We start from the raw sequence: 13,183 nt of genomic DNA, 5'->3' as shown, positions 1-13,183 counted from the left end.
TTAATAATTCCACTTACCCATTGATTTTAATAATAGTTCTGTTTTCCTAAAGTATTCATTAAGTAGTTACAAAATATTTTATCGTTTAAATTTAGTTCCCCGCGAACTATAGCTGCAGTCTGCAATTTATTTCGCTTTCATCGAAAACTATAAAGTGAAATAAACAATGCGTGCCTCAAAAATAATTTGCTTTTTACAAATCGGTGTTCAGTTTTTTTATTCTTCTCTATGCGTGTATGCCTTTTCTTTTGAAGCCGTTGCTGAAACTAATCCCCCTGTCGTCGCCGGGCAAATGCCGGGTGAAAAATTACCCTCTGGCAATAATACCGGCACGCCTTCTGCCTCCGGTGTGACTCCCGACAGCGAACAGGATGCCTCGCTGGCAGGGCTTGCCGCTCAGTCTGGTGCGTTGCTTTCCGGTGAGTCGTCAGGCGATGCCTTGAAAGGTATGGTGGCTTCGGGGGCTGCTGGCAAGGCGGCGCAAAGCGTTGAGTCCTGGCTGAATCAATTTGGCACAGCACGCGTAAAAGTTTCAGCAGATAATAATTTCTCTCTGGAAGAGGTGGAATTAGATATTCTGTTACCGATATACGACGACAAAACTAACCTGTTATTTACTCAGCTGGGCGGCCGCCGCGCGGACGATCGAGATATTATCAATGCGGGTGTGGGGTATCGTCATTTCAATGAGCGCTGGATGTGGGGCGCAAATACATTCTATGACCGTCAGTTATCGCAAAATCATCATCAGCGTATGGGCGTTGGCGGCGAATTAGGTTGGGATTATTTAAAAATATCCGCCAATGGTTACCTGCGTCTCACTGAATGGATGGCATCAGAGCGCTTTCAGGATTATGACGAGCGCGCGGCCAATGGATTTGATATCCGCACTGAAGGTTATTTACCTGCGTGGCCACAGCTTGGCGCAAGCGTGATATTTGAGAAGTACTACGGCGATAACGTTGATCTGTTTAACGATGAAGATAACCGTCAGAAAGACCCTTATGCGGTCACTGTCGGTCTGAACTACACGCCGTTTACGCTCATGACGGCAGGCGTTAGCCAGAAAATGGGCAAAGGCGATACGCAGGATACTCAGTTTAACCTGAGTTTCAGTTATGCACCGGGCGTCAGTCTCGACAAGCAGCTGGATGCGTCACAGGTGGCGGTGAAGCGCTCGCTGCTCGGTAGTCGTATGGATCTGGTCAACCGTAACAACACGATTGTGCTGGATTATCGCAAACAGGATCTGATTTCGCTGGGTTTACCGGCCAGAATCGAAGGCGCAGAAAGCGCCAGCTTCCCGATTTCTGTTGTGGTTAACAGCAAGTACGGACTGGATCGTATTGACTGGCAGGCGGATGAACTCCTGCAACACGGCGGTAAAATTACCGAAGATAAACACTCTGGCCAGTACAGCATCACGTTGCCAAATTATCAGTACGGCGGGGTGAACAATCATTACATCGTCAGAGGTAAAGCCTTTGACGCCAAAGGCAACGGCTCGAACAATAGCGAAATGGAAGTCTACGTGACAGGCTATGATGCGGCGACATGGCTGTCTTCCACCACGGTCAGCCCCGATACATTACTGGCCGATGGCATCAGCACATCCACCGTGACACTGCGTATTACCGGCGCCGATCAGTTACCGGTGACCGCCATTGCTCCGCAACTGGCGGCTACTGTGAAGTTAACACCGGCCACCAGTGCCGGCACAGCGTCCCAAACTGCAGTGAAAAATCCCCTTATTTCTAACTTCAGCGAATCAGCGCCCGGCGTTTATCTCGCGACCTTTACCAGCGGCAATGTCGCGGGGACTGCTGATATAACCCCGATGGTCAGCGGTAAAAATGCCCTGCAAACCGCGCAAATAGTGCTGCAAAATGCGCAGGTCTGGCCTTCGTTAAGTTCGCTGAACGCATCGAAAACCCTGGCGCTGGCAAATGGCACCGATACGGTCACCCTGACGGCTGAAGTGCTGACGGCAGAAGGCTTGCCAGATCCGGGCGTCACTGTCTCCTGGAAGGCGGATAATGCCGCCATCGGGCTGTCAGCGCCACAAAGTACGACCGATGAAAAGGGTATAGCCACAGTGACGGTCAGCAGTCTGAACGTTGTGGATACACGGGTCAGCGCGACGATCGAGGGAGGGAGTGTACTGCAAAGTGAACCGCTCAGCTTTGGCGCCGATGCTTCCACTGCGCAGGTGATGAGCCTGAACGCGGACAAAATGCAGGCAACGGCAAATAATGCCGATAAAGTCACGCTGATCGCGAGTGTGGTGAATGCCCAAAATCAGCCGCTGCAAGGCGCAACCGTTGACTGGAAAGTGGAGCAGGGGAGTGCAACGCTGAGTGCGCTGCAAGGTTCGACGGACGAACTGGGGAACGCGCAAATCACGCTGGCTTCACAGGTGGCGGGTGACGTGAAAGTCTCTGCCCGCGCCGGAACAACAGAAGCCAAAATGACCGACCTCATCTCATTTACTGCCGACAGTGCCAGCATGAATATTACCGGGCTTGAGCAGGACAAAACGCAGGCGCTGGCTAACGGCACCGACGCCGTCACCTACACCCTGACGGTGACTGATGCTAACGGCAACAAAGTACAGAATGCACCGGTCAGCTGGAGCAGCGATCAGCCCACTGCGCAGCTTTCCGCCAGCACCGTCAACACCGATGCACAGGGGCAGGCGCAGGTGAGTGTCTCGACTGTTCATGCCGGCGACGTGGTTATTTCGGCGCAACTGCCGGGCGGCACCGCCAGCATCGCGCCCGCAGCGTCATTTAATGCGGATGTGAGTACGGCGCAGTTTAGCGCGATGTCTGCTGATAAAACTCAGGCAGTGGCAAATGGCACCGATGTTATCACCCTGAGTTCAACGTTAACGGACGCTAACGGTAATCCGCTGGCGGATGCTGATATTGACTGGCTGGCGAGCCCGACCGGCGGTACGACGTCAGCCAGCAGTACTAAAACCAATGCGCAAGGTGTAAGCACTATCCGGTTAACCTCTTCAGAGGTCACGGATTACACCGTGAAAGCGTCGTTTAACGCCGCCAGTATAACGTCCTCAACCTTGTCATTTACGGCAGACGTAGCCAGCGCGACGATAAGTTCGCTGGTCGCGGACAAAACTGCGTCCGTAGTGGCGGGTAAAGACACGGTCAGTCTGACCGCAACGGTGCTGGATGCTAATAATCATCCGGTTCAGGGGGCGCAGGTCACCTGGAGCAGTGACAATGCGGCAGGTATTTTAACGCCGGTATCCGGAGTGACGGATGTCAACGGCGTAGCGACGGCTACGCTGATCTCAACACTGGCGCAAAATACCGTTGTGACCGCCAGCACCGGCAGCAGTCAGAAAACATTGCCGGTAGATATAGTGGCTGATGCCAATACCGCGCAGCTGACCCTTGTCTCTGATAAAACTCAGGCGCTGGCAAATGGCACGGATGTTATCTCCTGGACGGCAACGGTTAAAGATGCCAACAACAACCCGGTGAATGCAGTCAGCGTAGACTGGAGTGGCAATAATCCGAACGTGATTCTGGCGGGCAGTAATACGCAAACTACGCAGGCGGGCACGACGACAGTGACAGGCACTTCGCTCAAAGCCGGTACGGCGATTATGACAGCAACGCTCAGCCAGCAGCAGCAAACCGCAAGTGCAGGTGAGGTGAGCTATATTGCCGACCTCAGGACGGCGGAAATTGCCACACTGACGCTGGACCGGCCGGTTGTTTCCAATAACGGCAACGACGTGACGACATTTACTGCCACGGTGAAGGATGCAACGGGTAATCCGATCCCCAATGTGACAGTTAACTGGGCAACTACGCGCAATACACTGGGACAAAGCACCAGCGTGGCCAACGCGTCCGGCGTAGCCACTATGACGATTTCGGGTACCGAAGAAGGGGATGCGACGGTAACAGCCACTTACGGCACAAGTTCTAAATCGGCCATGACGACATTCATCGGTTCATTTAATGTGGACTGGGCAGTCAGCGGTGCCTCCGCTAAATATACGACCCCGTTATTTACGGCTTACAATGAGTTAGGTTTTATCGCGGTGTCGCCGACTACCGGCCCATCGTCTCTGGTGTGGTCTGGCGCGGCAAATACAAATTCGCCGCTGACAACGCCGCTGACTGACCAACACGGAAACGAGGTGGTCGTCACCTTTGGTGGCATGCGGCAGTCTTATTGTACGACTCGTACGTTCAACTCAGCTGTCTCTTGTGACGCTGGGCCGGGTACTCACGCTATATTGAACTATTCATCAGCGGACAATCCGGGCCTGCCTGCCGGTGTTTATCGGGGTGTCATCCGCTTTGCGGGGGTAAACTGGTTAAGCACGAAGCCATCCTTCTCCTATGAAGTCAGCGTCAGCCTGACCGTGGATTAATCTTCTCCGGGGTTCAGAAACTGGAAAGGCGGAAGAAATTCCGCCTTTTTTATTGGTATCATGCAGCAGGTATGAGTGGCTTTTGATGATATTTAAGGACGGCATGATGGATTACGATTTTCTGCGCGATATTACCGGTGAGGTCAAAGTGCGCTTTTCTATGGGCCACGAAGTGCTTGGTCACTGGCTGAATGAAGAAGTGAAGGGCGATCTGACGGTGCTGGATGCTGTCGAAGCTGAGCTGGCCGCGCTCAAAGGCAGCGAACGGCAGACCCAGCGCGTCGGCCACGAATATACGTTGCTGCTGGCCGATGACGAAGTGATGATCCGCGCCAACCAGCTGGATTTCGACGGCGATGAGATTGAAGAGGGCATGAGCTACTACGACGAAGAGAGTCTGGCGTTTTGCGGCGTCGAGGACTTTCTGCAAGTCCTCGCCAAATACCGTGCTTTCGTCACGACTTATCGGTAAAACTTACTTTCCCCGTGAGGCGGTCCAGCAAAGCAGCGAACCTCCGACCACCATCAGCACGCCCGGCCAGAAACTCGCGCCCGGCAACGTGTGCAGCCACAATCCGGCAATCAGAATCGAAGAGAGCGGTGTGAAGTACGACAGCGCCGCGACCAGTGTCGCATTGCCTTTTTTCATCGCCAGATCCCAGCACTGATAAGATATTGCCGTCACCGCGCCCATCGCCAGCAACTCCAGAATGGCCGGTAGCGTCAGGCTAATGCGATTCGAAGAATACGTGAAGTACAGCGCCCACAGCACCGCACCGGTCGCCAGCAGAAACAGCGGTAGCACGCCTTTGCCCTTGCATAATACGCGGACCAGATTGGAATACAGCGCCCAGGAAACGGCGGCACCCAGCGCCAGACTGTAGGCCACCGGATTACCGCGCACGTTACGCATCAGCTGATGAATATCCAGCCCGTGGCCGCCGCTGATCGCCCACAGCACGCCGGTAAAAGCCAGTACGACACCCGGCCAGATCCACCAGCGCACCCGCAGTTTTAATAACGGAACGGCAAAAAGCAGCGTCAGGCTCGGCCAGAGATAATTAATCAGCCCGAGTTCAAGCGTCTGCTGGCGGGTATGTGCCAGACCAATCGCCAGTGAAAACGCCACCATATAAAAGATAAACAGCAGGCCGCAGACAATCAGATATGACGCAGATTCTCCGCGCAGCGACGGTCTTCCGCCCGCCATCCAGACCATAATCCCGCTGACGGTATAAATTGATGCGGCGGCGCCAAAAGGCCCCAGCGATTCAGACAGACTGCGGGTGAGCGCCACGCTCATGCTCCACAGCAAAATGGCAAGAACGCCAAACAGCGTTGCGAAACGATCCATCGGAAAGGTAAGCCTCAGAAGAAGAAGGCTTTAAAGATAAGCGATTGTTGCGTTGGTGGAAACCGCAACAATCGACTTAACAGGCTCTTTAGGAGAATGCATTAAAAGTAGAAACCGACTTCGAGGCCGAGTGTGGACGTGGTGGTCGCAGGCTGGTAATAACCCACGGTACTTCCGTTCAGGTCACCCTGTTTTTCGTCCGATTTACCGTATTTCTGATGCACGTAGCTGGCTTTCACAAAGACGTCGTCGTTGATATTCCAGGTCAGACTGGTGAATGGCGAGAGCTTAGATTTCGGTTCCAGCCAGACTGAACCCTGATTACTGTGTGTCCAGGTTTTAATCGGATACAATGCCCCGCCTTCCAGACTCAGACGGGAATCGGCGGTCATCTGCCAGTTCGCGCCCAGTGATGCTTTGGCATAAGGCTGCAAAGACACTTCAACCGCGGTATAGCGTCGCGTTCGATCTTCGCTGGCGATATAGACATCGTCAGAGCGGATATTTCGCAACCATGCCTGGCCGCCGAGTGCGCCTTTCACATCAAAAGACACACTCTCTGATGCCCGGTAACGATAGCCACGCGTCATATCCGCACTGTAGCCGGTGTAATAGGTTTTGCCTTTCAGCGATCCGTTCGGCACATTGGCCTGATCGTCCAGCGTGCTGCCTTTATAGCGGACGATCCCGAACATCACGCTCATATCCCAGGCTTTTAATAAGCCGCTTTGGGTATCGAGATAATTATTGGATCCGAAATTAACACGCAGGCGCGGGCCGTGTTCAGCAACATATTTACCGTCCATATTATCGACGGATTCGTCCCACTTATAATATTCAGCACCATAACTGACGTAGTGCCGCATCCCTTCAGTATTATTGCTTAACAAACTTTCCCCGGCCCGGGAAACCCCGGAAACCAATAAAGAACTCGTGACCAGCAGGCTGGATACGGTCTTTAATTTACTCATTGTCATTTTTTATTTCTGCTTTCTGGTGGATGGAGCTGGTTGCTTAGTAAGCAATAGGGGGATGCTAATAAACGGAGGGGTATAGATAAAGGAATTTATCGAATTTTAAGAAAATAGTGATCTTTTGATCTGCGGTAAGTTAAATTAATGGCGATATATAAGTTTGATTTGATTTATAGTCTGTATATTAGTTTTATAATTTAGCTTAATTCGCAGATCGTTGATCGAATAATTTGGTTTAAGTAAGGATTTTATTGGGTTTTAAATATTAATTTGCCTTAAGAAGTGTAGCCGGTATTTAAGACGGCTACATTATTTTACTTAAGTAATGCTTATTGAGTTACAGCGATGCGCCGCCACAAATAATTAATTGCTGGCCGGTGATTGCCGATGCTGAAGGGGAGAGTAAATAGCAAACCAGGTCGGCGACTTCTTGCGGCTGGATAAAACGTCCAATTGGCGGCAGCTTCGGCGGTGAACTTTGGCGTTGCGGATTTTCCAGCATAGGCGTCTGCGTCGCGCCGGGCGCAACAATATTGACGGTAATCCCGCGCGGTGCCAGCTCCGCCGCCCAGCTTCTCACCATTCCGAACATGGCCGATTTAGTCGCGACATACTGACTGCGACCGGCAACGCCGGAAGAAGTGCGGCTGCCCAGCAATACGATGCGGCCACCGTCCGGCATTTTGTCCACCAGCCGGTTGGCCAGAACTTCTGCAACACCAACATGCAGCTGCCACAGTGCTGTGCTGGCCTGCGTATCCAGTTGCCCCAGCGGCGCCGCTTTCATCATGCCCGCCGCGTGGATCAGCGCGTCAACGCCGGAAAGCGTTTCCAGCAGGGCGGTCAGTTTTGCCGTATCGGTGATATCGAGTGCAATTCCGGTGAAATTAGCGTGCGGGAAACTCACCTCGCGGCGCGCCAGCCCGGTCACCTTCCAGCCCTGTGCCAGCAGTGTCTGGCACACCGTTTCGCCAATGCCTGAACTGCAACCGGTCACCAGTGCATGTCTGACAGGAACAGAGGTCATGACTTATCTCCTGAATGCCGAAGCCGGAACTTTGAAAACGGCTTTGCGCACAACGGCCGGGCGGTCTGTACAACACAATGCGCGATGCGGTTCGCCCGGGGCGAACGTCACAAAATCCCCGCTGCGCAGTAAAATCTCTTTCGACAATTGAGGGGTTTCAAGAATAAACAGATCGGGTTTCCGTTCGGTGGCGGGCTGCCCGGTGACGTTTCGCGTATCAAAACCAATGATTTCCTCGCCTTCCAGCACGACCTGAATATCCAGCCAGTCACGATGAAATTCCGTATGCCGTTCCGCCGCCGGTGACGTATTTGCGTTGCCAATCGTGCAAAACCACTCAGCGCCTTCCGGCTGAAAACGCCCGTCTTCCCGCGCGCGCAGTGCGTCCAGTGAACACGCCGGTAGTGTCAGGATCTGGCGAAGTGCATCGGGTAATGTGGCCAGTTCCAGCGCCTGTAAATGACCTGTAATCATGTTTAGCTCCTGATAAAAAAAGCCCGCGACAGCGGGCCTGAGGGATCAGCCTTTTACCCAGGATTCATCGACGCAGACGTATTTGATCGCCTGACGGTAGCAGGTAAACGCGATGTGAAGTTCACCGTTCAGCCCCTGTTTGATGCTCGGATAAGAGAACTCACGGTTCAGTTTTTGCTGCGAATTGTTGGTCATGCAGTAGCCGTCGCCGGTTTCCAGATTGCGCTGGTAAGGCCATGTGCGGCCGTCGTCTTCAGAAATCGCCAGCGTCATCGGCGCACGCGGCGCGCCCCAGAACGCGCTGCGACCGCCGGTTTCCACCGGCGCTTCAGAGCGGGCATCGTCTTCTTCATCTTCAATTTCATCATACAAAGACGCGCGACGTTCACTGGCATCTGCCGCACTCATCTTGTTAAACACCAGTGCCAGATGGCCGTTGGTGAGCGTGGTGACCTGAATGGACGAATTATTGTTAGGCAGCCCCGTCGGCTGCGGCGCAGTCCACGTATTGCCGCCATCGACAGACCGGCTCTGATAGATGAAGTCTGCCCAGCGGCTGCGGTACAACGCCAGCAGGCTGCCGTCGTGCAGCGGCGTAATATTCATGTGTACGCAGCCGGTGCTTTCCGGCACAGCGACATCGCGCCAGGTTTTGCCTTTATCGCTGGAAATTTTGACCGCGCTGTCATCATTGTTGCCGACCCATTTTTCACCGGGTTGCGTCCGGCAATAAAACACCGGCAGCAGCCAGTCGCCGTTCGCGAGTACCGTTACCGGCTGGCGAATAAACGTGCCGGGCTGACCGAGCAGCGTGCCAATTTCGCCCCAGCTTTTGCCCAGATCCTGCGACTGACGGAAACGCACAATGGCGGTGTCCTGATTCCCCGATTTCTGCGCGGTGTACATCAGCCAAAGCACATTATCAGGAGCGAGAAACAGCACCGGATTCTGTTCGGAACGGCTGGCATCTTCAGAGAGTTTTACTGGCTGGCTCCAGACTTGCGCACCTTTTTCCAGGCGTGAAAGATAAATCGAGATGTCCGCGATCCCTTCCTGAGTTCCGGCAAACCACGTACACAGCAGGCTGCCGTCGGGCAAAGGCAGCAGATTGGCGGCATGATTTTGCGGGCAATCAGACGGCAACATGGCGTCCCGACGTGCGGCGTCGTTTTCCGGGATGTGGACTTTTCCGCTGCGTTCGACGGTTAACGTTTCAGTGGTCATCTTTAAGCTCCAGACTTTTGAATAATTTGTGCATTTTTACTTTTAACGGCTCGCTGCGGGATCAAACGGTCAATCACCATAATGATGGCCGGCGTGACCAGCGCAATGTACATATTGTTGATACCAAACGGATCGCCGAGTACATACCATACGGACGTCACGACGCAGGCACCGATCAGGCCGGCATTCGCACCGCGCGCGCTTTTGAAGAACGGCAGGTAGAAAGCCATGACCGCAACCACGGAAATCGAGAGGCGGATTGCGCGGGTGAAGAAGGAAAGTTTCAGCACTTCCGGTACCAGCAGTACGAAAATCAGTGGCAGGAAACCAATCAGCAGCGACAACCAGCGCGTCATTTTGAATTCACGCTCAGGCGTTGGATTACGGTAAGGCACGTAGAAATCCTTCACAATCAGCGAGGCGATGGCCAGCGCAACGGTACTGACGCTGACGAATATCGAAGCCACCAGCGACGTGGTCACCAGACCTGCCAGCCACGGATTCATGTCCTGAATAAAGACCGGCAGTGCATACAGGCTGTTCATGTCGGGGTGCAGGAATTTAGCCGCCACGCCTATCATGCCAATCGCCAGCGCAATCGGTACGCAGAAGAAGAACGCGACCCAGGTAGCACGCTTGGCTGACTCCGCGCTTTTGGTGGAAGAGATGGCCTGAATGACGAACTGTGTGCAGAAAATAGAACCGATGGTGCCAATCAGCCAGGCGAAGATGGTGCTGGCGCCAATGCTGCCGTCCCACGTCCAGTAGAAATCTGGCATCTCTTTGACCATCGGCATCACGCCACCGGTCATGTGCAAGGCGATGCCTGAAATCACCAGCACGCCGATGTACTTGATAGCGCTGTGCAGCATCGTCACCCACGCCATACCTTTCATGCCGCCGAACGCAAAGTAGAACGTACTTACGACGGCGGTGATAAAGGCTGCCACCGGCAGATTCACTTTCAGTACGGTAGAAATGGCCGCTGCACCGCTCACGTAGTTCCCGACGTTAACCAGCAGCAGGGCGTAAATCATGATGATTGAAATGATGTTCTTGGTCGTGTTGCCGTACTTCTCAGCAATTGCGCCCGAAATCGTGATTTTTCCGGTGTTATAAATGCGTTTGACCAGCAACAGACCAAAAATCGGGAAGCCGATGGCGGCACCCAAAATCGACCAGGACGCCGCAAAACCGCCTTCGAAAGCCGCCTGCGCCGTCCCGATGGTGGATTTGGCACCGATGTATTCCGACATCAGCAGCACGCCGACAATAAACGCAGGCATTGCGCGCGAACCTTCCATGAAATCGCCGCTGGTTTTACTGCGCAACCGGTAGGTCAGCCAGGTGGTGAACAGGATGTAGGCGAGCACAATGCCAATAATAATTAACGTATCTGATGAGCTAAATTCTTTCATTTTTTCCTCACACAGCGCGTAGGGGACCCTGCCTGCGCACTTTCATGCGCAGGAGATCGGTAGATTCGTTAGGTAAGGCGCGTTTAGCCGCGCAAATTAAATTCTTTTATGACGGTCAGGATCTTCTGTGTATCGTCCTGCGTGAATTCCACCGGATACCGGCTTTCACCCACGTTAAACCCGAGCATATTCACGGCTTTTTTAACCACGGCCGGTGAAAACGCAATGCTGTATAAATCGGTGCGGATCTTATTGATGTCTGCCTGAACCGCTTCGGCGGCGGCAGGCTGGTTTTCCTGCAGATGGTGGTAAACAGCGTTTACCTGTGCGGGGATGATATTGGCGATACCGGAAATGCAGCCGGCGCTGCCTTCGGTGAAACCGCGATAAATCAGTGAATCCGGCCCGGTCAGCACGTCAAAATCAGCAAACTGCTGGCTGACTTCGTGGAAACCGTGCAGGCTCTCGTACGAACCGGCACTGTCTTTAATCCCTTTGATATTAGGATGATCGGCTAGTACGCGGACTACATCTGGCGTCAGCGTATTACCGGTTCTTGCCGGAATGTTGTAGAGATACACCGGCACCGTCAGCGCATCGGCGACGGCGCGGAAATGCGCAATCAACTCCTGTGGGCGTAACGCCGCAAACCACGGCGTAATCACCGACACGGCACGCACGCCGAGTTTCTCAATCTGTTTTCCCAGACGAATGGTGTCGCGGGTAGAAATCTCGCCGACATGCGACATCACGCCCGTGTCATCGCCCGCGGCTTCGAGACAAATCTCTGTGACTTGAATTTTTTCCTGCTCGCTGAGCATAAAGAATTCGCCGTTAGTGCCGTTACAGAAAATATTATTTCCTGCCTGTTTTTGGCGTTTTACCTGCTGGCGCAATGCGTCACCGTCGAGTTCTCCCCTGGCGGAGAACGGCGTCACAATGGCGGTATAGACTCCGGTAATATTATTCATTTTATTCTCTTTACGTCGTTGTAATCGGATATGAAATAAGGGGTTAACGAATGCTGCGGTAAATTTCCGCTATTTGATTTTTGCTGACCGGCATCGGTACATTTTTAATTAAACGTTGTACCTCTATTGCCCCCTGCGACAAATAAGGAATGTCGTCAGGTGTGATATTCAGCTGGCTTAATTTGACCGGCAAATCCAGGCGATGAACCAGCGCGTCAAAATATTCCACCAGCGCATGGGATTTTTCTTCTTCACGTAATGTCCGGTCGGCATCTGGAATTAAGTCATAGGCCTGCGCAAATTTATTCACGGCTGAAGGCCTGACAAAAGCCATACAAGGTGCGAGCAGAATGGCATTCGCTACCCCGTGAGGAATGTGATATTTGCCGCCGAGCGGATAGGACATAGCGTGAACCAGATGGGTGCCCGCATGGGCAATCGATGCGCCGCCGTAATATGACGCCCACAGCATATTCAGCCGCGCCTGCAGATTTTCCGGTTCGGCAACGGCCGTTTCGAGGCTGGCAAACAGCTTCTTCATGCCGACCAGCGCGAAGTTATCACTGACCGGGTTAGCAATGACCGACGTGAAGCATTCGAACAGATGGCACAGCGCATCGATGCCGGTAGACGCCGCGATGCGCGCGGGCATGCTGGTGGCCAGTTCAGGCACCAGCGCAACATAATCGGGCAGCATGACCGGCGTGATAATGCCTATTTTGGTTTCCTTTTCGGGGATCGCCAGAATCGCGTTTGGTGTGGATTCTGAGCCGGTGCCTGCAGTGGTTGGGATCAGTAACGACGTCGTACGGTGTTGCGGTTTTTCGCCCGCCAGCAGACTGTCGAGCGTGACGGTTTCATCTCCGGCGCACAGAATCGAAAGCAGCTTTGCGACGTCCAGTACGCTTCCGCCGCCGACGCCAATCACCAGATCGACCTGCGGCTGATGCAGTGTTTTCAGGATAGCGGCGACGTCATGCTGGTTCGGTTCGGGCGGCACACTATCAATAATGCTCACCTCGCAGCCTGCGTTATCCAGCTGGCCTATCAGCGATTGCACCGGCGGCAGGCCAATAATGTTTTTGTCGCTGACCAGTAAAACCTGACGTTTTCCGGCCAGCAAGTAGCCGATGTCCTGTAATGACTGATAACCGCTGATGATCGTGCTGTCTATTTTCATGCCTTTTTCCTGCCGTCTGAGTCTTTAGTAAGAGTGAGTTTAATCATCAAAGGTCGATACTCCTCACATCGTCAGGGCAATTTATAGGCGAAATTGAAGTTGAATAATTTGAACTTGCTCACATATAATCAATCATGATTGAATATA

General features: G+C 53.3%; 10 protein-coding genes. 2 read left to right on the top strand and 8 right to left on the bottom strand.

Annotated elements, in window-relative coordinates:
* Positions 1–292: 292 nt before the first annotated feature.
* Positions 293–4,414 carry an Ig-like domain-containing protein gene (locus M2403_RS12630; RefSeq protein WP_259229410.1) on the top strand — a complete coding sequence of 1,374 codons (4,122 nt, stop codon included), beginning with the start codon at positions 293–295 and terminating at the stop codon, positions 4,412–4,414.
* 106 nt (positions 4,415–4,520) lie between these two features.
* Positions 4,521–4,886 carry a protein YacL gene (gene yacL, locus M2403_RS12625; RefSeq protein WP_152325361.1) on the top strand — a complete coding sequence of 122 codons (366 nt, stop codon included), beginning with the start codon at positions 4,521–4,523 and terminating at the stop codon, positions 4,884–4,886.
* 3 nt (positions 4,887–4,889) lie between these two features.
* On the opposite strand, the gene yddG is transcribed toward yacL, so the two are convergent.
* The 8 genes from yddG to M2403_RS12585 all read right to left on the bottom strand — a co-directional run bounded on the left by yddG (position 4,890) and on the right by M2403_RS12585 (position 13,036).
* Positions 4,890–5,768 carry an aromatic amino acid DMT transporter YddG gene (yddG, locus tag M2403_RS12620; protein ID WP_152325102.1) on the bottom strand — a complete coding sequence of 293 codons (879 nt, stop codon included), beginning with the start codon at positions 5,766–5,768 and terminating at the stop codon, positions 4,890–4,892.
* Positions 5,769–5,869: 101 nt separating this feature from the next.
* Entirely contained in the window at positions 5,870–6,739 is an 870-nt protein-coding gene (locus M2403_RS12615; RefSeq protein WP_235937363.1) for a hypothetical protein, read from the bottom strand.
* A gap of 340 nt (positions 6,740–7,079) precedes the next feature.
* On the bottom strand, positions 7,080–7,769 hold the full coding sequence (locus M2403_RS12610; RefSeq protein WP_152325100.1) for an SDR family NAD(P)-dependent oxidoreductase: 690 nt from the start codon (positions 7,767–7,769) through the stop codon (positions 7,080–7,082).
* A 3-nt stretch (positions 7,770–7,772) separates the two neighbouring features.
* On the bottom strand, positions 7,773–8,243 hold the full coding sequence (locus tag M2403_RS12605; RefSeq protein WP_152325099.1) for a YhcH/YjgK/YiaL family protein: 471 nt from the start codon (positions 8,241–8,243) through the stop codon (positions 7,773–7,775).
* Between the two features lie 45 nt (positions 8,244–8,288).
* Positions 8,289–9,467 (bottom strand): exo-alpha-sialidase, encoded by a 1,179-nt coding sequence (locus M2403_RS12600; protein ID WP_152325098.1) that lies wholly within the window; start codon positions 9,465–9,467, stop codon positions 8,289–8,291.
* Between the two features lie 2 nt (positions 9,468–9,469).
* A complete protein-coding gene (locus M2403_RS12595) occupies positions 9,470–10,885 on the bottom strand; it encodes a sodium:solute symporter family protein (RefSeq protein ID WP_152325097.1) in 1,416 nt (471 codons plus the stop codon).
* 83 nt (positions 10,886–10,968) lie between these two features.
* Positions 10,969–11,856: a dihydrodipicolinate synthase family protein gene (locus M2403_RS12590; protein WP_152325096.1), complete on the bottom strand. Its 888-nt coding sequence runs from the start codon at positions 11,854–11,856 to the stop codon at positions 10,969–10,971.
* Between the two features lie 43 nt (positions 11,857–11,899).
* Entirely contained in the window at positions 11,900–13,036 is a 1,137-nt protein-coding gene (locus tag M2403_RS12585; protein ID WP_152325095.1) for an iron-containing alcohol dehydrogenase, read from the bottom strand.
* Between the last annotated feature and the right edge of the window lie 147 nt (positions 13,037–13,183).

The organism is Rahnella sp. BIGb0603 (assembly GCF_024808755.1).
In the GTDB taxonomy this organism is placed as follows: domain Bacteria; phylum Pseudomonadota; class Gammaproteobacteria; order Enterobacterales; family Enterobacteriaceae; genus Rahnella; species Rahnella contaminans.
Note: the sequence above shows the minus strand (reverse complement) of the source record. Positions and strands in the feature narration are given on the sequence as shown.

What these genes read in the sequence shown, in the direction of transcription:
- M2403_RS12630 (WP_259229410.1), top strand. Translation starts at nt 293, where the DNA reads ATGCCGGGTGAAAAATTACCCTCTGGCAATAATACCGGCACGCCTTCT.
- yacL (WP_152325361.1), top strand. Translation starts at nt 4,521, where the DNA reads ATGGATTACGATTTTCTGCGCGATATTACCGGTGAGGTCAAAGTGCGC.
- yddG (WP_152325102.1), bottom strand. Translation starts at nt 5,768, where the DNA reads ATGGATCGTTTCGCAACGCTGTTTGGCGTTCTTGCCATTTTGCTGTGG.
- M2403_RS12615 (WP_235937363.1), bottom strand. Translation starts at nt 6,739, where the DNA reads ATGAGTAAATTAAAGACCGTATCCAGCCTGCTGGTCACGAGTTCTTTA.
- M2403_RS12610 (WP_152325100.1), bottom strand. Translation starts at nt 7,769, where the DNA reads ATGACCTCTGTTCCTGTCAGACATGCACTGGTGACCGGTTGCAGTTCA.
- M2403_RS12605 (WP_152325099.1), bottom strand. Translation starts at nt 8,243, where the DNA reads ATGATTACAGGTCATTTACAGGCGCTGGAACTGGCCACATTACCCGAT.
- M2403_RS12600 (WP_152325098.1), bottom strand. Translation starts at nt 9,467, where the DNA reads ATGACCACTGAAACGTTAACCGTCGAACGCAGCGGAAAAGTCCACATC.
- M2403_RS12595 (WP_152325097.1), bottom strand. Translation starts at nt 10,885, where the DNA reads ATGAAAGAATTTAGCTCATCAGATACGTTAATTATTATTGGCATTGTG.
- M2403_RS12590 (WP_152325096.1), bottom strand. Translation starts at nt 11,856, where the DNA reads ATGAATAATATTACCGGAGTCTATACCGCCATTGTGACGCCGTTCTCC.
- M2403_RS12585 (WP_152325095.1), bottom strand. Translation starts at nt 13,036, where the DNA reads ATGAAAATAGACAGCACGATCATCAGCGGTTATCAGTCATTACAGGAC.